The following is a 20,939-nucleotide window of genomic DNA, read 5'->3' as shown; positions in this document are numbered from 1 at the left end:
AGCAGGTCCGAGGCGGCCGGTGTCGCCCGTGAAGCGATCCGTTTCGCGTCGCAAGTGGCCGACATCGCGGCTGAAGCGGCGGTCGATGTCGCGCGGCTCCGTGACCGCCGAGACCGCTATGGTCCTGCCCGCGCTCATGGTCGTCCTGGCCGCCGCATTGTGGGCGATCCAAGCAGTCGGGGTCCAGCTGGAATGCGTCGACGCGGCCCGCGCCGCAGCCCGGGCCGCAGCCAGAGGCGAGCCACTGGATGAAGTCCGCGAACTCGTACGATCCGCCACCCGCTCCAACGCACAGGTGGACATCAGCCGCAGCCCGGAGAGCACAAAAGTAGAGATCTCGGTGGAGGTACGACCAGCATGGGGAGCGTCCCTGCCCGCAGTACAAGTAGCCGCCACCGCGACGGCCGACACGGAATCATGACGCGCCGGCGCACCTCGGCGACGAAGGATCGAGCCGCAACGTTCGCCAAGGGAGCAGACCGGGGTTCCGCGACGCTGTGGGGCGTCGCGCTCATGGGCTTGCTCATGACGGTTGCCACGGCCCTTGCCACCGTGGGCTCAGTACGCGTCGCTCGCCATCACGTACACGACGCAGCTGATCTGAGCGCGCTGGCGGCGGCGAGGCTGGCAATTCTCGACCCCCGGGCAGCCTGCGACAGAGCGAAGACCATAGCCGCGAAAAACGGCGCCCACCTCCTCCAATGCACGCTCACAGGTGAAATCGCGGATGTCCGAACCTCGCTGACCATCACCCTGCCCGCCTTAGGAACCCGAACCCTGACGGGCAGGGCCCGCGCCGGCCCAAGCGGGTACGCGGACGTCCGTACCCGCTCGGCCGGGATAGGGACGTCCGTACCCGCTCGGCCAGGGCGACCTCCTTGGTGACCCCGTGCGTACATGGGGCAAGGCCTTGTCCGGCCGTTCTCCTGGCCGGTCAGATCCTCGTGCCACTGAGCAACAGGAAGAGCGGCACGCGGCGGCGGCGCGCCAACTCGGCCGAGTCGCCGTCGAACCGCTCTTCCTGCGGGGCGCACTCACGCAGAGCTGACAGTGCGAACCCGGCGCTCATCAGCACATTTACATAGTCCTCAACAGTCCGATGAAACCAGACGACACTGCCGCCCAACCAGTTGCGCTGCCGTGGACCCTTGAGGAAGTAGTCGTCGACGATCCAGTTCGTGCGCTGCTTCCCCGTCCCGGCGTCGTATGAGCTGATAACGGGATGAACAACCGAAAGAACGATGCGCCCACCAGGCGAAAGGCATGCCTGGTATGCCGTCAGCACGGCCTCCAGATCCTCGACGTAGTGCAGGGCCAGGCGAGAAATGATCAGATCAAACGATGACGGCGGAGCGGAAAAATCCTCTATGTCCGCATGCTCAGCTCGCCCACAGGTGTCACGAAGGGTCGCGCCGGCCGCCTCCACCATGGCTGCCGAGCCATCCAGGCCCAGGTAGCTGCGGCAGCCTGAGTCCAGCAGAGTCCGCCCGATGGCCGCATCCCCACAGCCGAGATCCAAAACGCGCAGACCAGTGACCGTGCCAAGGACATCCAGTAGCGCTGGCTCCTCCATGACGTGGTTTGGGCTCGTTACTCCACTGTGCCGATGGTCGCGATACCTCTGGGAGATCTTGGGTGAGTCGTAGAAGGAGCCACCACGCTGGGATGCAGCAGTCACGATGCGGAGTTTGACATGTTCCTCGCCCTGAAGAGGCGAAGATTCCCGTGCTACTCACGCAGCAGTCCATGCTGCGCAAGCAGCACGAGCTGTGGAGCAGGATGCTTGACGCTTCACCGACCCGTAGCGGCAAGTCTCCACGTCCTGTCACCGCCCGTCCGGTGGCCTCGTCGTACCGATGAATCCAGGAAGTGACCTCACAGCCAGCTTGGTTGTCGCTTGCCCGTTCGATCACGGGATCTTTACTGTACGTGGTTGAGGCATCGCAAGCAGTTCCGATCGCTGCACGCTCGCGCCCCTGGGGGCACTGACGCGCGGGCCTACACCATCGCGCCTGGACACGGGAGCATTGGCCCGCATCTGGTTGATCGATCGGCCGGTATGACGAGGCGCTGAGGTGGGCGGAGGTGTGGGTGTGCTTCCGTCCTGGCTCTGCCTCTGGCCCTGGCTCTGCCTCTGGCCCTGGTCTCGGCCCTGGCTCTGGCTCTGGCCCTGGTCCCGGCCCCGGCTCTGGCCCTGGTCCCGGCCCCGGCTCTGGCCCTGGCCCCGGCTCTGGTTCTGGCCCTGGTCCCGGCCCCGGCTCTGGCTCTGGTTCTGGTTCTGGCCCGGTCTTGGACCGGTCTTGGCCGGGTCCTGGCCCGGTCCTGGGTTCTGATTCCGGTCCAGGGCCCAGTTCTGGGTCGTCGCCTCCGAAGCCCGGACCTGCGCTGTGAGTCTGCGGGCTGTGAGCCTTGGTTTAGGTGGCTCCTGGTTCTGGGTCGGGAGCGGACTCCGGCCCGTGCCGAGGGGTGTGGGGTCGGATCTCGCTCCCACAGAGCGGGGTGGGCCGTTATTTAGCGCATTGTTCGTGAAAGCAGAGGCTTTTTTAACTTTTGCGAACAATGTGGCTTGTGGGGCTGTCGGGGCTAGGTCGCAATCGAATTACGACTTCTTAGACAGAGTGTCCAAGAGTTAGATAGCTCACATAAGGTGCCGCTTACTCGTGAGTCCATGCCGTCTGGGTCGGAGTCTGGGATAGCCCGGACCTGAGCCGCTAGGGTGCGGGTTCAGGGGCGGTCGGTGATCGACATCGGCCAAGCGGACTGCATTCCGGTCGTCGCGTGAACGCCCCAGGGTGGTCAGGCGGCGCGAGGCTCTCTATGGAGGGAAGCGCCGTGACGGTTGGCAGAGCGATAGTCGCGACGGCGGTCGTCGCGGGAACCATCGTGTTCGGTGGGTCCGCTCAGGCGGCCGTGGTGGAGCGGCAAGGTGCGGCCCCCGGGGAGATCACGTCTCCGTCCGACGGTCAGGTGGTCACGAGTGGATCCGTGCCGATCTCAGCGCATACCGGGTTAATGCAGCTCAACATGGGCGTGTACGTGGAGGGCCCCTCGACGACCAGGCAGAAGGTCGCCGGTGGGGGTGCCAACCAGACGATTTCCGGGACGTTCGACGCGGGCAGCGCACCCAACGGGACCTTCAACGTGGTCCTCAAGGGTGAGCTCACCGGCAGCACCTACGCGACAAGCACCTTCAAGCTGAGGCGGCCCGCCGCCGCGCCGGACAACGTCGCCGCGGCCCTGCAGGGGACCGAGAAGATCGTGGTGACCTGGAGCAAGGGTTCGGAGCCGGACCTCCAGTCGTACGAGGTGGCTACCAGCCAGTCCGGCATCGTGGGCAGGCTGCCCGCCGACAGCGCCTGCTCCGGATCATCGTGCAAGGCCGTGCTCGCCGTACCGACCAAGGCGGCCGGGCAGCGGGTGGGCTTCACCGTGAAGGCGTTCAGGGGCGACGGCGATGGCGGGTCGATCGAGTCCGGCAATTCTGGCGCAGCGTACGTGACCATCCCCGCACCGCCGACCGCCCAGCCGAAGAAGACCGCCACGAAACAGGAGACCCCGGGCACCAAGAAGGGCGTCGAGACCCTCCCTACGCTGCCCGCCAAGAAGCACGCGCAGTCCACGGTCGCGCCCACGCACAAGGCGACCACGACGAAGAAGACCGACAAGCTCCCCGCCATGCCCGACACGGACCCCAAGGGCAATCTCCCGATTCCGACCGCCAACACGACCGGGGATTCGAGCAAGACCGACGGCCTCGCTCCGAACGGCACAACAGGCGACGCCGACTCCGCTGCCATCGATTCCAAGGTGAAGGCCCAGTCGTCGGAGTCGGCCGCCGGAGGCATCGGCCAATACGGCCTGTACGTCGCAGGCGGGCTCGTCTTGCTGCTGCTGGCCGCGCACGGAGGCGCGTGGGCGCGTCGCCGGTCTCTCGCCTCCGCTGGTGCTGGGGGTTCGATTCCGCACTCGGCTGCTGCTTCGCCAAGTCTCGGCATTTCCGCTCAACCCAGTACCGACAGCGTCCCGCCCACCGCTTCGGCCCCCCGACGCCCTGCCGTGGTGCTCGCAGTCGCCAAGGTCCGACCGGTCGGTGAGCATCCTCGTACGCAGTCCCCTGAACAGTCCCGCGCGCCGGAGCGGTCCGGCGCTCAGTCGCCTGAGCGTTCGCGCGCGTCAGAGCGGCTTGGTGCTCAGGCTCCTGGAGCCTCGCGTACGCCACCAGGACGCTCCGGCGCGCAGACGCCCGCACGATCCCGCATGCGGGCACTGGAATCCCACATGCAGGCACTGGAATCCCCTGGCTCGACGGCGTCCGACCGACCCAGTTCGGGGGTGTCCGACCTAACCGGGCCCGGAGCACCTGGCCTGGAAGCGTCCACCCTGGGAGGGTCCACTCTGGGGGTTTCCGATCTGGGGGTGTCCGATCGGTTCAGTCAGGGGGTTGCCGGTGTAGCCGGGTCGGACGGGTCCGACCGGTTCGATCCAGGGATATCGGATAGGTCTGGTCTGGGGGTTCCCGATCGGTTCGGTCCGGGCGGGTCCGATGGGTTCGGTCCGGGCGGGTCTGAACAGCTTGGTGTGGTGTCACCCGATCGCTTCAACTCGACAGCGTCTGACCCGCTGGCCACGCCGTCCGCAGCACGGCGCTACGCGGAGGGGCCGAGTGCCGGTCGGGCTGACGGGCCGGTGCCGGGACAGGGGCGTGCGCAGGTACGCGCCGCCCTCCCGCTGCACCTCAGCGACGCCGACATGGGGGCTGCTGATCCGGATGATTGGGCGTCCGGCGGTCAGGACGGCCAGGCGGGTGGCGGGCAGGCTTCCTGGGCGTCCGGCGGTCGGGACGGCCGGACGGGTGGTGGGCAGGTTTCGTGGGCGTCCGGCGGCCGGGACGGCCAGGCGGGTGCTGGGCAGGCTTCCTGGTTGTCCGACGGACAGGATGGCTCGGCGGATGCTGGGCGGGTTGCGTGGGTGTCCGGGGAGCGGGATGGCCGGGGGGATGCCGGTCGATATGACCTGGTTTCCAGTGATCAGGACGGCTGGAGGGGAGCGGCTCAGGGTGATCGGGAGCCTCTCGACCAGCCCGGTCGGATACGTGCTGAGCTGGACGGTCGGACGGTCCGTCAGGAGCCCGTACGGATCGCGCTGCCCAGCTCGGCCGTGATCGAGGTGCCCGAGTCGGCCGCCGCCGTTACGCCGCCCGCGGTACGGATCGAGGAGCGTTGGGACGACTACCTGCCCCCTGCTCCCAGGGCGATGGAGGACAGTGGCTTCTGGGAGCGTCCGCAGCCCGGAGCGGGTGACTTCTGGGCGGCTGACGACGACGAGAACGCCTTCGCGGGCCACCGCCATCGCGGCGGCGACAGCTAGGCCACGACCAACCCACCAAGCCCTCCGAAGGAGTCGGCCGGTGGGAGCACTTTCCTCGGCCGGCGCCGGCCCTTCGGCGTGTTCCTCCGCGTCGAGGGCGTGCCTGATGCGATCGGTCTTGCCGAGATCATCGGTATGCCGTCGGACTCTGAGCTGCCTGACCTGGGCACTGATGCGGTGGGTGAGGTCATCTGGCGCGGCGAGCAAGCTGTTATTGAGCCGAGGTCGGACGGGCTCTGTTGTGCGTCAAAGGGCTGCGGATCCTTGTGAATCCTGAGTCTGATACTGGCCGGAGTACTCGGCGGTGGGAACGGTTGGTGTGATGACGTCGATGAGCACTCCGTTGGGGTCGGCCACGATGAAGTGGCGCTGTCCGAAATCCTCGCTGCGCGGTTCGAGCACGGCCGGCAGACCTCCCCGTACCACGAGCCGTTCCCACTCCCCGTCCACGTCCTCGACCTCGAAGTTGAGCAATAGCCCCTGAACGGGCGCGCGGTGGCTCTCGGGCAGCGTGGGATGGCGGTGGTCGAGAAGGGCCAGCTCGTACGGCGGGGTCCCCGGTCGGCGCAGGCTCACGTACCAGTCCGCCTCGAACGTCACCTCAAACCCGAACCACCCGACATAGAAGTCCCGGGACTCTCGCAACAGGGAGGTGCAGAGAACCGGATAGAAGCTGGTCAGCATCAGGGAAAGCTCCTTCGCATACCGTTGGTATGTCAAGCTACGCTATTGGCATACCATCGGTACGTCAACGGGGGTGACGTGATGCGCCAGGGCAGCAGGATCGAGCAGCGCGAGCAGACCAGGCGGATTCTGGTACGCGAGGGCAGGATGTTGTTCGCGAGCCGGGGCTACGGGACGGTGGGCCTGTCGCAGATCGTCGCCGCTGCCGGGGTGACCAAGGGTGCGCTGTACCACCATTTCGAGAGCAAGGCCGACCTGTTCCGTACGGTCCTGGAGCAGGTGCAGGGGGAGGTAGCCGAGACGGTGGCCGCGACCGCTGAGGTCCAGGACGACCCGTGGGAGCAACTGGTGGCCGGGTGCCGGGCGTTTCTCACAGCCTGCACCGATCCGGACATCCAGCAGATCATGCTCATCGACGGCCCCGCAGTCCTGGGCTGGAGCGAGTGGCGCGCGCTGGACGAGGCCGCCTCCGCCCGCCATCTGGCCGAGGCGCTCTCCGGCCTCATCGAGGCAGGGATCATCGCACGACAGCCGGTCGCCCCGCTGACTCACCTGCTGTCGGGGGCGATGAACGAGGCCGCCCTGTGGCTGGCCGGCTCTGGAGATCCCGGCGATCTGGACGACGTGTGGGCCGCCTTGTCCCGGATCCTGCAGGGGCTGCGCCTTGAGTAAGTCTGCGCATCGTTGCGTTCTACGAGTGGGACTGGCAATGCGGTCAGTGGGTGGTCTCGCCTCGGCCAACCCGCCAAGGACCCGGAAGGAATCGGTCAGTGGGTGGATCTCGCGGCCAACCCGTCAAGGACCTGGAGGGTGCGTGGTCTCGTGGCCAACCTGTCAAGGACCCGGAAGGAATCGGTCAGTGGGTGGGTCTCGCGGCCAACGCGTCAAGGATCTTGGAGGAATCGGTCAGCGGGTGCTCTCACCTGGGCTTATCGAGGTTCGGGCGGTCGCGTGCTGCCTAGCGCGGTGACCACGATGGCCCTCGGTTGGTCCGATCTCGGTGATGGTCTGTTGTGGCAGGGGTCCTGGCGGAGGGGTAGCTCGGCGCGGCGCCATCTCGCGGTTCGCGCCGCTGATGCGGGAGCTCGTCCCGGCCGCTCGCGGGGTGCTGCCGGTGCTCTTTGGGGGCGAGGAAGGACGGGCACTTGGCGAACGTTCGTGGAAACCGCACGGACGTCTCCGCACGGACGTCTCCGCACGGACGTTCGTGGATGCCGGACTAGCTTGCGGCGGGAGCGGAGCGTAGCAAGGTGTCCAAAAGGTGGATGGCGCCGCGTTTGTCCAGAGGCTCGTTGCCGTTGCCGCATTTGGGGGACTGGATGCAGGATGGGCAGCCGCGTTCGCATTCGCAGGAGGCGATGGCCTCGCGGGTGGCCGTGAGCCAGTCGGTGGCACGGGCGTAGCCGCGTTCGGCGAATCCGGCGCCTCCCTCGTGACCGTCGTACACGAACACCGTCAGCAGGCCCGTGTCCGCGTGAAGTTCCGTGGACACGCCGCCGATGTCCCAGCGGTCGCAGGTGGCGAAGAGGGGGAGCAGGCCGATGGCGGCGTGTTCGGCGGCGTGGGCGGCGCCGCCCAGGTCGAAGCCCTCCTCAGCCAAGGCGGCGACCTCTGAGGCGGGGAGCGTCCACCAGACCGCGCGGGTGCGGAGGGTGCGCGGCGGGAGGTCCAGGGGCTCGTCGCCGAGCATCTCGCCGGACTGGAGGCGGCGTTTGAGGTATGAGACCACCTGCCTGGTGACCTCCACCTCACCGAAATGGAGGCTGCCGGGGCCGAGGTCGTGCGAACGCAGGGAGGCGAGCACCGAGATCTCCGTCACGTCGCGCGCGAACGTCGTGTAGTCGGGCTCCGAACTGCCCACGAGAGCGACGCCGGCTTCCAGGTCGAGGAGCTCCACCAGGTACGTCTCCCCCTGATGCAGATAGACGGCGCCGGTGTGGACGGTGGTGTGGGCGGACGGCTCGTCCACGCTGCCGAGGAGGCGGCCGGTCGCGGACTCCACGACCTGGATGGGCGCCCCTCCGCCGCCTCTGATATCGGCCAGGTCGGTGGCACGTTCGCGCCTGGTCCAGAACCAGCCGGCGGGGCGCTTTCTGAGCAGGCCCTCGGTGACCAGGTCGTCGAGGACGTTCGGGGTGGTGGGGCCGAAGACGGGCAGGTCGGCGTCGGTCAGCGGGATCTCCGCGGCGGCGGCGCAGAGGTGGGGGCCGAGGACGTACGGGTTGTCCGGGTCGAGCACGATCGCCTCTACGGGCTGACCGAAGAGGGCCTGGGGGTGGTGTACGAGATAGGTGTCGAGGGGGTCGTCTCTTGCGATGAGTACCGCGAGTGCCTCCTGGCCGTCGCGGCCGGCTCGGCCCGCCTGCTGCCAGAGGGAGGCGCGGGTGCCCGGCCAGCCGGCGATCAGGACGGCGTCCAGGCCGGAGACGTCCACGCCGAGCTCAAGGGCGTTGGTGGTGGCCAGGCCCATGATGGAGCCCGAACGGAGAGCCTTCTCCAGGAGCCTGCGGTCTTCGGCGAGGTATCCGGCCCGGTAGGCGGCGATCCGGTCTGGGAGGTCGGCCCAGTCGGCGGACTCGGACGCTCCTGCGGACAGCGCGTCCTGGTCTGAGGGCAGTGGGGTGGTGCTGGGGGCGGGGAACGCTGAGTGAGCGTCCTGGGCCGGGGATGGCGAGGAAGTGCCGTGGTCCATGGATGCCGTGGGGGTGTCGCGGTCTGGAGGCGTTGGGTCAGCGGCGGAGAAGGGCGAGGAAGTGCCGTGGTCCACGGATGCCATGGGGGTGTCGCAGTCTGGCGACGCGGCGGAGAAAGGCGGGGAAATGCCGTGGTCTGGGGGTGCTGAGGGGATGGTGTGACCACCAGACAGGGAGAGCGCCCCGGGAGTGGGGGTGGAGGCCGTACTCGATGAGCCGTCAACGGGCCCTGGCGTTCCGGCCAGTGAGAAGGCGACGTCGGCGAGTTTGGCGCGGGCGGTCAGGGCGACTGTCTCGGCGCCGCGCCGGGAGCGGACGAAGGCGAGGGTGCGGACGTTCGCCAGGACGAGGTCCGTCAGGAGGTCCGCGGCCTCGGCGGTGGCCGTGCGGCGCACCGGAGCGCCCCTCTCGCCCCGTAGCTCGGTCAGGGGCGGCTCCCAGAGCGCGATGGTCGTCGCACCCTTGGGAGACCCGTCCGACGTCACCTCGGCCATCTCAAGCCCCGTCAGGCGCATCGCGAACGCCCCCGGCTCGCTGGCCGTCGCTGAGGCCAGCAGGAAGACGGGCTGCGAGCCGTAGCGGGAGCAGACGCGGCGCAGGCGGCGCAGGATCTGGGCCACGTGCGAGCCGAACACCCCGCGGTAGCCGTGACACTCGTCCACCACGACCATCCGCAGCCGCCGGAAGAACGACGACCACTGGGCGTGCCGGGGCAGGATGCTGCGGTGCAGCATGTCGGGATTTGTTAGTACGTAGTTGGCGTGCTGCCGGACCCAGGTACGTTCCTCGAACGGCGTGTCGCCGTCGAAACAGGCCGCGCGGAGCTGGGTGACGCGGAGCTCGCGGAGGCCGCGGAGCTGGTCGGCGGCCAGGGCCTTGGTAGGAGTGAGGTAAAGGACCGTGCCGCCGTCGAGGCAGGAGGCGACGGCCGGAGTGAGGTACGCGAGCGACTTCCCGGATGCCGTTCCGGTGGAAATGATCACATTTCGGCCACGATGGGCCAGGTCAGCGGCTTCGTACTGGTGTGGCCACAATCCCGGGATTCCACGGTTCGCCAAGCGCGTAACCAGGAGTTCCGGCGCCCATTTCGGCCAACCCACTTGACCCGCCTGACGTGCTGGAACATGCTCCACATGAGTGACGCGCTCATGACGTGCGGGAACACCGAGCAGGTGACCGAGGAGTGGACCTGGCCGGTGTGGGGAGGAAGCGGAGGAAGTCACTGTTTCCAGTCTGCATCCGTGGGCAAAGTCGCCGGGAATCGTGATTTCGTATAGACACAAGCCAGACGCGTGGTTGAATGCCGCGCGTCAGGGTCAGACGGTCTGGAGCCCCGTTCCAGACTGCCAGGCCCGCAAGGGTACTTTCGCAGGCGAGGCGCTGGAGGATCTGTGGATCTGAAGTTGGATCACCACAACGAGGACCGACTCACCATCGTCGAGGTTGAGGGTGAGATCGATGTCTACACGGCGCCGAGATTGCGTGAGCTCCTCATCGACCTGGTGAACAAGGGCAACTTCCACCTTCTCGTGAACATGGAGAAGGTCGACTTCCTCGACTCGACGGGCCTCGGTGTCCTGGTCGGGGGGCTCAAGCGGGTTCGGGCGCACGACGGTTCGCTCGAGCTGGTGTGCACGCAGGAGCGCATCCTCAAGATCTTCCGGATCACCGGACTCACCAAGGTCTTCGGGATCTACGCTTCGGTCGACGAGGCCAAGGAAGCTCACGGCAAAGACAAGTAGTCATGGCTACCGTCGAGCTGACGTTCAGCGCCCTCCCCGCCCATGTGCGGACCGCCCGGTTGGTCGCGACGGCGATCGCCCGGCGCACCGGCGTGGAGGAGTCACTGCTGGACGAGGTCAGGCTCGCCGTCGGTGAGGCCTGCTCCCGGGCGGTTGAGGCGCATCGCGCGCACTGCCCGGGAGAGCCCATCCGTATCGAGTTGAAAGACGACTCGGGGCGGTTCGAGGTCACGGTCAGCGATCAGGCCCCCAGCGATGAGATCAAGCAGGAGCAACCTCTCGATTTGGGCATGCTCTCTGACTCGTTCATGTCGGGGTTCGGCATCGCGGTGATCGCGGGGCTGGCCGACGATGTGGAGGTGTTCCCCAGTCCGAAGGGGATGCGCATCCGCATGAGCTGGCCCGCCGCCACCAATGGCGCGCCGATATAACGACAATCTTTTCTTTACGGCACGGCACGGTGGGCCCCTCCCGCCGACCGTGGCTGAGCCCTGTCCAGGGATACGCTCCTCTGGTGATGCGGGGCTGGGCGCCGATACGAGGCACGGCACCCATGGCTTCCACAAGCCAACAGCCATAGAGCACCGAGCCACCCGACGGCCAGAGAGCACCGAGCTCGACGGCCATAGGGCACCGGCCGGCAGACGCAGGGCCGTCGCCGTCTCTTCCGAGTGACCGGCCGGGTCGTGGGCAGCCACGGCCCGGCTCTGGTACGTCATCCCGGCCGCTGGGCGCCGAGGGCATCTCCCGGGCAATGCGCCCACCTCCCGGCTTCGGCATGTCATCCCGGCCGCTGGGCGCCGAAGAGCGATGCGCCCACCGCCACGTCGTCCCTCTGGGATGTCCCAAACCCATGTTTCGGGCGTGTCGTTTTGGGCACCCTGTCATGGCCGTAAACCCGGAGAAATATCGGTTGTCAGATGGCAAATCGCCTTGCTGGCTGGGGATTACTGGGGGATTACTGGACGCGTGGCCAAATAGCGACCGGCAGAGCCTTCATATCCGCGCAGCCCGTGCGTAGACTCCCGGCACCGGCCAAGGTGATCCGGCGAAACTGCGGACTCAACCGGAAGCGGCACCCACAACCCGGATGGTGCCGCACCAGTCCGCCGATCTTTGCGCACCGCCCGGGCAGGACGACCGGTCTTGCCGAGGAGAACGATGTTTAGGCACATGCTGGCGGTGGAGCCAGCGTCCAATCTGGCCCTGAGCGGCAACAATCTCACCATCGTGATCGTGGTCGCCGCGGTCGCACTGATCGCCCTAGCCGTCGCCGGCGGCCTGGTGCGCGAGGTGCTGTCCGCCGACCCCGGCACGGAGCGCATGCAGGACATCGCCCGTGCCGTACAAGAGGGAGCCGCCGCTTATCTCGCGCGGCAGTTCCGCACGTTGGCGGTCTTCGTCGTCGTGATCCCTTTCCTGCTGCTCCTGCTACCGGGTGAGACCGATGTGCGCATCGGCCGCTCGATCTTCTTCGTGGTCGGGGCGGTATTCTCCGCGCTGACCGGCTTCATGGGCATGTGGCTGGCCGTACGCGGAAACGTACGCGTCGCGGCCGCCGCCCGTGAGGCGGGCGAGAAGCGCGCCATGCGCATCGCCTTCCGTACGGGCGGCGTGGCCGGCATGTTCACCGTGGGCCTCGGCCTGCTCGGTGCGGCCGTCGTCGTCTTCGTCTACCAAGGTGACGCGCCCGGTGTCCTGGAGGGCTTCGGCTTCGGCGCGGCGCTGCTGGCGATGTTCATGCGAGTCGGCGGCGGCATCTTCACCAAGGCCGCCGACGTGGGCGCCGACCTGGTCGGCAAGGTCGAGCAGGGCATTCCCGAAGACGATCCGCGCAACGCGGCGACGATCGCCGACAACGTGGGCGACAACGTCGGCGACTGCGCGGGCATGGCCGCCGACCTGTTCGAGTCGTACGCGGTCATGCTGGTCGCCAGCCTCATCCTGGGCAAGGTGGCCTTCGGCGAGCAGGGATTGATCTTCCCGCTGATCGTGCCCATGATCGGCGTGCTCACCGCGATCATCGGCATCTTCGTCACCCGGATGCGCGACGGCGACCGCAGCGGTATGGCCGCCATCAACCGCAGCTTCTTCATCTCGGCCGGGATCTCCGCGGTGCTGGTCGCGGCGGCGGCGTTCTGGTACCTGCCCGCCACCTTCAGCGACCTGACCGGCTCGGCCGTGCAGTCCACCGCCAACCCGCGGCTCATCGCCATCGGCGCCGTCATCATCGGTCTGGTCCTGGCCAGCGCCATCCAGCTGCTGACCGGCTACTTCACCGAGACGACCAGGCGTCCGGTCCGCGAGATCGGCGAGAGCTCGGCCACCGGCCCGGCGACCGTCATCCTGGCGGGCATCAGCGTCGGCCTCGAGTCGGCCGTCTACTCGGCGTTGATCATCGCCGGCGCGGTCTACGGCGCGTTCCTGCTGGGCTTCGGGAACGTGACGATCGCGCTGTTCGCGGTGGCGCTGGCCGGCACCGGCCTGCTGACCACGGTCGGCGTCATCGTCTCGATGGACACCTTCGGGCCGGTCTCCGACAACGCGCAGGGCATCGCCGAGATGTCCGGTGACGTCGAGGGTGAGGGCGCGCGCGTGCTCACCAGCCTCGACGCCGTCGGCAACACGACGAAGGCCATCACCAAGGGCATCGCGATCGCCACGGCGGTGCTCGCGGCGACCGCGCTGTTCGGCGCGTTCCGTACGGCCGTGGAGACGCAGCTCAGTCAGGCGACCGACGCGATCAAGGAGTCGCTCGGCACGTTCTCCACGTTCAGCCTGGGCATCGACCAGCCCAACGTGCTCGTCGGCCTGGTCATCGGCGCGGCGGTCGTGTTCCTGTTCTCCGGGCTGGCGATCAGCGCGGTCGGGCGGGCCGCGATGCGCGTGGTCTTCGAGGTACGCGACCAGTTCCGTAACCACCCGGGCATCATGGACGGCACCGAGAAGCCCGAGTACGGCCGCGTCGTCGACATCTGCACCCGTGACTCGCTGCGCGAGCTGGCCACGCCCGGCCTGCTGGCGGTCATGACGCCGATCGCGGTCGGGTTCGCCCTCGGCTACGCGCCGCTGGGCGCGTTCCTGGCCGGGGCCATCGCCTGCGGCACGCTCATGGCGGTCTTCCTGTCCAACTCGGGCGGTGCCTGGGACAACGCCAAGAAGCTGGTCGAGGACGGGCACCACGGCGGCAAGGGCTCCGAGGCCCACGAGGCCACGATCATCGGTGACACGGTCGGCGACCCGTTCAAGGACACGGCCGGACCGGCCATCAACCCGCTGATCAAGGTGATGAACCTGGTGGCGCTCCTGGTTGCGCCGGCGGTGGTCCTGTACGCGGGCAACCCGGCCCTGCGCATCGGGATCACCGTCGTGGCGGTGGGCGTGGTGGTCGGCGCCATCCTCGTCTCCAAGCGCCGCTCGGTCACCAGTGAGTCGGCCAGCAACGACAACAACCGGGAGCACGAGCCGGTGGCCTCGTAGCGACCCACGTCTGGACGCCCGCTCCTCCGAGGTCTGGGGGAGCGGGCGTTCCACGTCTCAAGGAGCAACTTCCCAAGGCGCCGGTCTCAAGAAACAAAGAAGGATCGCGGGTCAGGTGCGGCACCCACCGCCCCCGGTGGGAAACTGGGCGGATGGAAGACAAGCGGCCCAGCGGCGGCAAGTCGCTGGCCTACATTCTGCTGGCGATGCTGGCCATCCTCGCGGTGATCGTCGCGCTGGGTGTGTGGGCGACGAGAGGAACATGAGCACGTGCGTACGTTGATCGTGCTCCGCCACGCCAAGGCCGCGCAGGTCCCCGGCCTGGAGGACAGCGAGCGTCCGCTGACGCACCGGGGCGAACGCGACGCGAAGCGGGCCGGCGACGAGGTGCGGGCTCTCGGGCTGGCCCCCGGCCTGGTGCTGTGCTCCCCGTCCCTGCGCACGAAGCAGACCGCCGAGCTGGCCTTCCCCGAGGTGGCGGTCAGCTACGAGCGTGACGTCTACCAGGCCTACCCCGAAGAGCTGCTGGCGCTGGTCAAGCTGACCGATCCGGAGCTGGAGACAGTCGTGCTGTGCGGTCACAACCCGGGCGTGCACGAACTGGCGATCGCGCTGGCCGGGGGCGACTACGGGTTCCGGCCGGGCTCGTTCGCGGTCATCCGTACGGAAGCGAACTGGGTGGACCTGTGGCCGGGCGAGGCCCAGCTGATCACCCGCTGGGACCCCAAGGAGGGAGAGGTCAGCGAGTGAGCACGCCGTCCTCGGCGTCCGCCGCCTCCACCTCGTCCCGGGAGATGCCCAGCAGGTAGAGGATCGAGTCGAGGTAGGGGGTGTTGACCGCGGTGTCCGCCGCCTGCCGGACGACCGGCTTGGCGTTGAACGCGATGCCGAGCCCGGCCGCCGCGATCATGTCGAGGTCGTTGGCCCCGTCGCCGATGGCCACCGTCTGGCTGATCGGCAGCCCCGCCTCGCGGGCGAATCGCTCCAGCGCGCGGGCCTTGCCCGGCCGGTCGACGATCTCGCCGACCACGCGGCCGGTGAGCTTGCCGTCGACGACCTCCAGCACGTTCGCCGCCGAGTAGTCGATGCCGAGGTCCTCGACCAGGCTGTCGGTGATCTGGGTGAAGCCGCCGCTGACGATGGCGAAGCGGTAGTCGAGCCGCTTGAGTGTGCGGACCAGCGTACGGGCGCCGGGGGTGAGCACGACCTGCTGCCGTACCTGCTCGAACACCTCCGCCGGCAGCCCTTCGAGCAGCGCGACCCGGCGGCGCAGGGACTCGGCGAAGTCGAGCTCGCCGCGCATGGCCTCCTCGGTGACCCGGGCGACCTCTTCGAGGCAGCCCGCGTGGCCGGCCAGCAACTCGATGACCTCGCCCTGGATGAGCGTCGAGTCGACGTCCATGACGACCAGCCGCTTGGCCCGCCGCGACAGACCGGTGCGCTGCACGGCCACGTCCACGTGCAGGGCGGCGGCCTCGGCGGCCAGCTCGACGCGGAGCGCGCTCGGGTCGGCGCCGGAGACCGACAGCTCGATGCAGGTGACCGGCCACTGGGCGAGGCGTTCGATTCGGTCGATATTGGCCCCGGCGGCGGCGATGCGCCCGGCGATGCCCGCGATGGCGGCGGGCTGGAGCGTCGCGCCCAGCACGCTGACCGACAGGCGGCCGCGCCGGCGCTGCTCCTTGGTCTGGGAGCCGGTGGAGAGCTCCAGCTCCAGGCCGAGGTCCTCAGCCACCCGCTCGACGGCGGTCCACATGGCGCCGAGCGTGCTGCCCGTGCCGGTCGACGGACCGCCCGCGTAGGCGACGAGCACGCCGAGAGTGAGCCGCCCGCGGATGACGACCTGCTCGATGTCGGCCACGGTCACCGGGAAACCCGACAGAACCGAGAAGAGCCTCGAGGTGACGCCCGGTCGGTCCGGGCCGGTCAGGGTGATCAGGAGGGTGCGCTGGTCCACATTGAGCCAGGCTACTGGGCGTACCCTGACACATGAGCACGAGGGGCCACTATCGGCGCAGCAGCAAATGGGTGTCACCGAACTCGTGCCACAGGTACCCCTCCCGCAACGCCGCCTCGTAGGCGCGGGCGAGGGGCTCCCGCTCGGCGATCGCGGTGAGCATCATCAGGTGGCTTGACCTGGGCTCATGCAGGCCGGTGAGCAGCCCGCTCACGGCCTTGACCCCTACCTCCGGCGTCACGATGTGCCTGGTCCAGCCCGCCGAGGCGGCCACCAGCCCGTCGCCGCCGACGGCCGTCTCCAGCGCGCGCACCACGGTGGTGCCGGCGGCCACCACCCGGCCGCCGTTGGCCGTGGTCAGGTTGACCAGGCGGGCCGTGGCCGCGGGCACCTCATACCGCTCCGCGTAGGGCGGCTCGTCCTTCTCCGGCGAGGCGACCCCGGTGTGCAGGGTGATCGGCGCGATCCCGACACCGCGCGCCACCAGAGCCGTGACCAGCTCGGCGGTGAACGGCCGGGCCGCGCTCGGCATCTCCGCGCTGCCCGGCACGGTGGCGAAGACGGTCTGGTAGGCGTCGAGCGGCCAGTCGCGCTCCACGTAGGAGTAGCGGATCGGCACGCCGTGATCGCGCAGGTACGCCTCCACGTCACGGTCGAGCCTGGCTCGCCACAGGCGCGGCGTCTCGCGTTCGATGAGCCGCAGCGTCGCCCGTCCGGGCAGCGGCAGCCACTCGCCCGGCTCGCCGCCGCCGTACGGCTCGGAGGACTTCGAGGTACGGCGGCGCAGCTCGACCAGCCAGGTGCCGTCCTCGCGCGCGGTGGAGAAGTGCACGGCGAGCCGGTCGAGCCTGATGGCGGCGGGCAGCGTCGCCGAGTTGTTGACCACGATCAGGTCGCCGGGGTCGAGCAGCCCCGGCAGGTCGGTGAAGCGGTGGTGCTCCGGCGGGAGATGGCCGCGCGAGACCAGCAGCCGTACCGAGTCGCGGGTCAGCCCTCGGGCCTCGGGCGGCTCGTGCGCCGACAGGGTGTCCGGCAGCGCGAAGTCGAGCGCGGCGGTCATTGCAGGCTCACTCGGCCGCTGGCCGGACGGGCCCTGACCAGGTCGTACAGTGCCGCGGCCACCTTGGCGGGGTCCGCCGCGCCGGCCGCCTCCTCCGCGCCGACGGCGTCGGCCAGCATACGGGTGTTCATCTCGCCGGGGTCGGCCCACCAGACGGCCAGGTCGGGTTCCTCTGCCGACAGGACGTTGGACAGCTGCTCCAGGGCGGCCTTGGTGGCGCCGTAGCCGCCCCAGCCCTCGTAGGCGCCGGTGGCGGCGTCGGACGTGATGTTCACGATCGCGCCGCGCGTGGCGCGCAGCGCGGGCAGCGTCGCCTGGATGAGGGCCAGGGGAGCGATCACATTGGTCTCCAGCAGGGCCCTGAACTCATCCCTGGGGTACACCGACAGTGGGGGCAGCGGGGTCACGCCCAGCCCGCTCGCGTTGTTGACCAGCAGGTCCAGCTGGGGTACGGCCCGAGCGAGCCGCTCGACATGTGCCGGGTCGCCCACGTCACCGGCGATGGCGGTGGCGCCCAGTTCGGCCGCGACCCGCTCCAGGTCCGCCGCGCCGCGGGCGGTGAGCAGGAGCTCCCATCCGGCGCCGGCGAGGGTCGTCGCCAGGGCCAGGCCGAGGCCGCGGGAGGCACCGGTGATCAGTGCGGTGTTCGTCATGTCTTGACGGTAGGAGCGCGGAAGCGGCCGTACATCGGGCTGAGGGGCCGCCTCCGCCTGGGCACATGGACCTAGGACCGATGGTCCTGGGCATGGCGGTCCAGGACCATAGAGTGGGTGCCGTGGCCTCCGACAGGGACGAGATCATGCAGGCGGTGAGCACCGCCGTGCTCGCCGTGACCCGGCACCTTTCGGTGCGCGAGGTGCTGCAGGTCATCGTCCGCTCGGCCCAGCGGCTGCTCGACGCCCGCTACGCCGCGCTCGGCGTGCCGGACGAGGACGGCTCGTTCGCCGAGTTCGTCGCCGAGGGGCTCACCGACAAGCAGTGGGACGCGATCGGCCCGCTGCCCAGGCAGCACGGCATGCTCGGCGCGATGCTGCGCGACGGGGCTCCGGTACGCCTGCCCGACCTGCGCGAGGACCCCAGGTTCGAGTGGTGGCCCAAAGCGCATCCGGTGATGAAGGACTTCCTCGGCGCCCCGATCCGCGACGGCGAGGAGGTGCTCGGCATCATCTTCCTGGCCAACAAGCGCTCGCCCGACGGGTTCACGGAGGCGGACCAGGACCTGCTCACGCTGTTCGCCGCGCACGCCGCCATCGCGCTGACCAACGCCAGGCTGTACGAGCGGGGTCGCGAGCTGGCCATGCTCGAAGAGCGCAACCGGATGGCCCGCGAGCTGCACGACGCCGTCACCCAGAAGCTGTTCTCGCTCAGGCTGACCGCGCAGTCCGCCGCCGTCCTGCTGCGCAGCGCCCCCGACCAGGCCGCCGCCGAGCTCGACCGCGTGCAGCGCCTGGCGGGCGAGGCGCTGGCCGAGCTCCGGGCGGTGATCGTCGAGCTGCGCCCGGCCGAGCTCGACCGGCACGGGCTGGCGGAGACGCTGGGCAAGCACGTACGCCTGCTCGACCGGCTCCATCCCGCGAGTGTCACGTTCGAGGGCGGCGAGCTGCCGCCGCTCGAGTCGGTGGTGGAGGTGGCCGTGCTGCGGGTCGCGCAGGAGGCGCTGCACAACGCGCTCAGGCACTCGGACGCCGGCCACGTCGAGGTGCGGCTGGCCGACGAGGGCGGCAAGCTGGTGCTGACCGTACGCGACGACGGCAAGGGCTTCGAGCAGGCCGAGTCGCGCGGCCTGGGCCTGGTGTCGATGCGGGACAGGGCGGAGTCGGTGGGCGGCGTCATGACCGTCGCCTCGGCCCGCGACGAGGGGACGACGGTCCGCGTGGAGGTGGGCGTGTGATCCGGGTGCTGATCGCCGACGATCACCCAGTGGTACGACAGGGCCTGCGGACCTTCCTCGACCTTCAGGAGGACATCACAGTCGTCGGCGAGGCGGCCGACGGGGCCCAGGCCGTAGAGCTGGCCGGCGAGCTCGCTCCCGACGTGCTGCTGCTCGATCTGAAGATGCCGGTGCTCGACGGGCTCGGCGCGCTGGCCCGGCTCTCGGGGGCGCTCCCCAGGGTGATCGTGCTGACCTCGGTGAGCGACCGGTCCGACGTGGGGCCGGCGATGCGGGCGGGCGCCTCCGGGTTCCTCTACAAGGATGTGGATCCGAACGCGCTCGTGCAGGCGGTGCGGGCCGTACATGGAGGGCAGGTGCTGCTCGCCCCCGAGGCGGCGGAGGCGATGCTGTCCGGCGCCAACGGCTCGCCGCCGGCGCTGGGGCCGGTGCCGCTGACCGAACGGGAGCGCGAGGTGCTGGCGCTGATCGCGGCCGGCCACTCCAACCGGGAGATCGCCAGGAGCCTGTCGGTCGCCGAGAAGACGGTCAAGACGCATGTGTCCAACGTGCTGATGAAGCTCGGCGTCCAGGACCGCACCCAGGCCGCCCTGTACGCCGTCCGCCACGGGTTAGCTTGACCTCACGATCACCTCTGACCCCTGGCAGGCGTGGCGACGCCGTCCCTCCAGATCCCACGCCGCCACACCGGTCTATCGGGCTCTACCGGACAGCAACGCCGCCCAGATCACCCGAGTTTCGGCGAGCGGCCATCGGCTGGTCTCGTGGATCTTGCACTTGTGGTCGAGCTGAACGGTTCGCCGGCCTTATGCGATCAGACGTCGGGTACGGATTCCGCCCCTCCAACCGAGTGTGATCGCGCTGAGCCATGCTCAGGCACTCTTCCAGCGACTTCACGACATGGACCGGCTCCCACAACGTTCGCCGGGTCTGGTGGTTGCGGCAGTTTGGTCAGCAGCGACCGCTGGTCCGCAATGACCCGGGCGATTAGTCTGCTTTGGGTCCCACTAGCTAGGGGAGACGTTGTGGCTGTTCGCCATGTCATCACGATCCAGGTTGCCGCTGGCCAGGCCGCCGGTTTCGCCGGCGCTTTCAAGGCGCTGCAGGCTCTCGTACAGCAAGAAGAGGGCTGCGAGCAGTACGAACTGTTCCAGAGTCTGGACGCCCCTGACCGGCTGGTGATACTCGAACAGTGGGCCAGCCAAAAGACGCTGGAGAAACATATGGAGGCGGAGCGCAACGACTACTCCTCACGCGTTGACGCTCTGGTGGCTCTGTGGGCACCCGGAGTTCTTCCGACAGTCGAGCGCTTCGAGGTATAACTACAGTTCATCAGACCCGGCGAACGTCTGTGGCCACTGAGGCCGCCCTGTACGTCGTCTGCCACGGCTTCGCCTAGCCGGACTTCGCGATGTGGATGGCCAGCTGAGTGCGGTCGCGTAGCCGCAGTTTGCGCAGGATGCTGGAGATGTGGTTCTTCACCGTGCCCTCGGTGATGAACAGCCGCCTGGCGATCTCCCGATTGGTCGCGCCATCGCCGACCAGGACGGCCACCTCGTGCTCGCGCTCGGAGAGCTGGTCGGCGAGGTCCGGCGTGGCGGGGGCGCTGCGCAGCTCGGCGACCACCCGCTCGGCGGCGACTCCGCCCAGCACGGTCTCGCCTCTGGCCGCCTTGCGGATGGCCGCCACCAGCTCGTCCGGCGGGGTGTCCTTGAGCAGGTAGCCACGGGCGCCGGCGCGCAGGCCGCCGAAGATGTAGTCGTCGTCGTCGAACGTGGTCAGGATGATCGCGGGAATGTCGAGCCGGCCGATCAGCTCGATCCCGTCCATCCTCGGCATCCGCGCGTCCACCAGCGCCACGTCGGGCCGGGCCGAGGGTAGCAGGTCGAGCGCGGCCAGCCCGTCCGCGGCCTCGCCCACGACCTCGATGCCCTCTTCCAGCTCCAGGAGCTTGCGCAGGCCCTGGCGCATCAGCACCTGATCGTCCACGATCAGCACCCGGACGGTCACACACCCACCCCCACGCCAACGGGCAGCACCCGTACGGTCACACGCCCACCCCCAA

The 20,939-nt window shown here is 68.9% G+C and carries 18 protein-coding genes and 1 pseudogene; 12 read left to right on the top strand and 7 right to left on the bottom strand.

Features of this window, described 5'->3' with window-relative positions; genetic code table 11:
- The first annotated feature begins 85 nt into the window (after window positions 1-85).
- A complete protein-coding gene (locus ACQP2T_RS59200) occupies window positions 86-421 on the top strand; it encodes a TadE family type IV pilus minor pilin (protein WP_433513418.1) in 336 nt (111 codons plus the stop codon).
- A complete protein-coding gene (locus ACQP2T_RS59195) occupies window positions 358-885 on the top strand; it encodes an Rv3654c family TadE-like protein (protein WP_433513417.1) in 528 nt (175 codons plus the stop codon). The genes ACQP2T_RS59200 and ACQP2T_RS59195 overlap by 64 nt, the downstream gene beginning before the upstream one ends.
- A gap of 49 nt (window positions 886-934) precedes the next feature.
- On the opposite strand, the gene ACQP2T_RS59190 is transcribed toward ACQP2T_RS59195, so the two are convergent.
- Window positions 935-1,573, bottom strand: coding sequence for a class I SAM-dependent methyltransferase (locus ACQP2T_RS59190; RefSeq protein ID WP_433513416.1), 639 nt, complete (start codon window positions 1,571-1,573; stop codon window positions 935-937).
- 1,259 nt (window positions 1,574-2,832) lie between these two features.
- Here ACQP2T_RS59190 and ACQP2T_RS59185 point away from each other — a divergent pair.
- Window positions 2,833-5,367, top strand: coding sequence for a hypothetical protein (locus tag ACQP2T_RS59185; RefSeq protein WP_433513415.1), 2,535 nt, complete (start codon window positions 2,833-2,835; stop codon window positions 5,365-5,367).
- A gap of 246 nt (window positions 5,368-5,613) precedes the next feature.
- Here the strand turns inward: ACQP2T_RS59185 and ACQP2T_RS59180 are convergent, their stop codons facing one another.
- Window positions 5,614-6,054: a VOC family protein gene (locus ACQP2T_RS59180; protein WP_433519985.1), complete on the bottom strand. Its 441-nt coding sequence runs from the start codon at window positions 6,052-6,054 to the stop codon at window positions 5,614-5,616.
- Window positions 6,055-6,132: 78 nt separating this feature from the next.
- Between ACQP2T_RS59180 and ACQP2T_RS59175 the strand changes: the two genes are divergently transcribed.
- Together ACQP2T_RS59175 and ACQP2T_RS59170 are read left to right on the top strand one after the other, a co-directional pair.
- Window positions 6,133-6,723: a TetR/AcrR family transcriptional regulator gene (locus tag ACQP2T_RS59175; protein ID WP_433519984.1), complete on the top strand. Its 591-nt coding sequence runs from the start codon at window positions 6,133-6,135 to the stop codon at window positions 6,721-6,723.
- Between the two features lie 367 nt (window positions 6,724-7,090).
- Window positions 7,091-7,171: pseudogene (locus ACQP2T_RS59170) on the top strand (phosphoribosylformylglycinamidine synthase subunit PurQ); the annotation flags it as partial.
- Window positions 7,172-7,270: 99 nt separating this feature from the next.
- Here ACQP2T_RS59170 and ACQP2T_RS59165 read toward each other — a convergent pair.
- Window positions 7,271-9,727 carry a DEAD/DEAH box helicase gene (locus ACQP2T_RS59165; protein ID WP_433513414.1) on the bottom strand — a complete coding sequence of 819 codons (2,457 nt, stop codon included), beginning with the start codon at window positions 9,725-9,727 and terminating at the stop codon, window positions 7,271-7,273.
- Between the two features lie 408 nt (window positions 9,728-10,135).
- Here ACQP2T_RS59165 and ACQP2T_RS59160 point away from each other — a divergent pair, with 408 nt between their 5' ends.
- The 4 genes from ACQP2T_RS59160 to ACQP2T_RS59145 all read left to right on the top strand — a co-directional run bounded on the left by ACQP2T_RS59160 (window position 10,136) and on the right by ACQP2T_RS59145 (window position 14,716).
- Window positions 10,136-10,486 carry an STAS domain-containing protein gene (locus ACQP2T_RS59160; protein WP_020542579.1) on the top strand — a complete coding sequence of 117 codons (351 nt, stop codon included), beginning with the start codon at window positions 10,136-10,138 and terminating at the stop codon, window positions 10,484-10,486.
- Window positions 10,487-10,488: 2 nt separating this feature from the next.
- Window positions 10,489-10,917: an ATP-binding protein gene (locus tag ACQP2T_RS59155; protein ID WP_397304494.1), complete on the top strand. Its 429-nt coding sequence runs from the start codon at window positions 10,489-10,491 to the stop codon at window positions 10,915-10,917.
- A 730-nt stretch (window positions 10,918-11,647) separates the two neighbouring features.
- A complete protein-coding gene (locus ACQP2T_RS59150; RefSeq protein WP_433513413.1) occupies window positions 11,648-13,966 on the top strand; it encodes a sodium-translocating pyrophosphatase in 2,319 nt (772 codons plus the stop codon).
- 270 nt (window positions 13,967-14,236) lie between these two features.
- Window positions 14,237-14,716 (top strand): SixA phosphatase family protein, encoded by a 480-nt coding sequence (locus ACQP2T_RS59145; RefSeq protein ID WP_433513412.1) that lies wholly within the window; start codon window positions 14,237-14,239, stop codon window positions 14,714-14,716.
- Here ACQP2T_RS59145 and serB read toward each other — a convergent pair.
- The 3 genes from serB to ACQP2T_RS59130 are packed head-to-tail and all read right to left on the bottom strand — an operon-like array spanning window position 14,706 to window position 17,636.
- Complete coding sequence (gene serB, locus ACQP2T_RS59140; RefSeq protein ID WP_433513411.1) at window positions 14,706-15,923, bottom strand: phosphoserine phosphatase SerB; 1,218 nt, start codon at window positions 15,921-15,923, stop codon at window positions 14,706-14,708. The two genes, ACQP2T_RS59145 and serB, sit on opposite strands and share 11 nt — an antisense overlap.
- A 49-nt stretch (window positions 15,924-15,972) precedes the next feature.
- Window positions 15,973-16,983: an S-adenosylmethionine:tRNA ribosyltransferase-isomerase gene (locus ACQP2T_RS59135; RefSeq protein WP_433513410.1), complete on the bottom strand. Its 1,011-nt coding sequence runs from the start codon at window positions 16,981-16,983 to the stop codon at window positions 15,973-15,975.
- Window positions 16,980-17,636: an SDR family oxidoreductase gene (locus tag ACQP2T_RS59130; RefSeq protein WP_433513409.1), complete on the bottom strand. Its 657-nt coding sequence runs from the start codon at window positions 17,634-17,636 to the stop codon at window positions 16,980-16,982. Before ACQP2T_RS59130 ends, ACQP2T_RS59135 begins: the two co-directional genes overlap by 4 nt.
- Before the next feature lie 122 nt (window positions 17,637-17,758).
- Here ACQP2T_RS59130 and ACQP2T_RS59125 point away from each other — a divergent pair, with 122 nt between their 5' ends.
- The 3 genes from ACQP2T_RS59125 to ACQP2T_RS59115 all read left to right on the top strand — a co-directional run bounded on the left by ACQP2T_RS59125 (window position 17,759) and on the right by ACQP2T_RS59115 (window position 20,196).
- Entirely contained in the window at window positions 17,759-18,874 is a 1,116-nt protein-coding gene (locus ACQP2T_RS59125; RefSeq protein WP_433513408.1) for a GAF domain-containing sensor histidine kinase, read from the top strand.
- Window positions 18,871-19,494 carry a response regulator gene (locus tag ACQP2T_RS59120; RefSeq protein WP_433513407.1) on the top strand — a complete coding sequence of 208 codons (624 nt, stop codon included), beginning with the start codon at window positions 18,871-18,873 and terminating at the stop codon, window positions 19,492-19,494. The genes ACQP2T_RS59125 and ACQP2T_RS59120 overlap by 4 nt, the downstream gene beginning before the upstream one ends.
- A gap of 405 nt (window positions 19,495-19,899) precedes the next feature.
- Complete coding sequence (locus tag ACQP2T_RS59115; RefSeq protein WP_433513406.1) at window positions 19,900-20,196, top strand: putative quinol monooxygenase; 297 nt, start codon at window positions 19,900-19,902, stop codon at window positions 20,194-20,196.
- Between the two features lie 73 nt (window positions 20,197-20,269).
- Here ACQP2T_RS59115 and ACQP2T_RS59110 read toward each other — a convergent pair whose 3' ends face one another.
- Entirely contained in the window at window positions 20,270-20,845 is a 576-nt protein-coding gene (locus ACQP2T_RS59110; protein WP_433519983.1) for a response regulator, read from the bottom strand.
- Between the last annotated feature and the right edge of the window lie 94 nt (window positions 20,846-20,939).

The sequence above is a fragment of the Nonomuraea sp. CA-143628 genome (genome assembly GCF_050942315.1).
In the GTDB taxonomy this organism is placed as follows: domain Bacteria; phylum Actinomycetota; class Actinomycetes; order Streptosporangiales; family Streptosporangiaceae; genus Nonomuraea.
This window is presented reverse-complemented; position numbering and strand designations above follow the sequence as displayed.

Excerpts from the sequence above, each read along its gene's own strand:
- ACQP2T_RS59200 (WP_433513418.1), top strand. The coding sequence starts at position 86 with ATGTCGCGCGGCTCCGTGACCGCCGAGACCGCTATGGTCCTGCCCGCG.
- ACQP2T_RS59195 (WP_433513417.1), top strand. The coding sequence starts at position 358 with ATGGGGAGCGTCCCTGCCCGCAGTACAAGTAGCCGCCACCGCGACGGC.
- ACQP2T_RS59190 (WP_433513416.1), bottom strand. The coding sequence starts at position 1,573 with ATGGAGGAGCCAGCGCTACTGGATGTCCTTGGCACGGTCACTGGTCTG.
- ACQP2T_RS59175 (WP_433519984.1), top strand. The coding sequence starts at position 6,133 with ATGCGCCAGGGCAGCAGGATCGAGCAGCGCGAGCAGACCAGGCGGATT.
- ACQP2T_RS59155 (WP_397304494.1), top strand. The coding sequence starts at position 10,489 with ATGGCTACCGTCGAGCTGACGTTCAGCGCCCTCCCCGCCCATGTGCGG.
- ACQP2T_RS59150 (WP_433513413.1), top strand. The coding sequence starts at position 11,648 with ATGTTTAGGCACATGCTGGCGGTGGAGCCAGCGTCCAATCTGGCCCTG.
- ACQP2T_RS59135 (WP_433513410.1), bottom strand. The coding sequence starts at position 16,983 with ATGACCGCCGCGCTCGACTTCGCGCTGCCGGACACCCTGTCGGCGCAC.
- ACQP2T_RS59130 (WP_433513409.1), bottom strand. The coding sequence starts at position 17,636 with ATGACGAACACCGCACTGATCACCGGTGCCTCCCGCGGCCTCGGCCTG.
- ACQP2T_RS59110 (WP_433519983.1), bottom strand. The coding sequence starts at position 20,845 with ATGCGCCAGGGCCTGCGCAAGCTCCTGGAGCTGGAAGAGGGCATCGAG.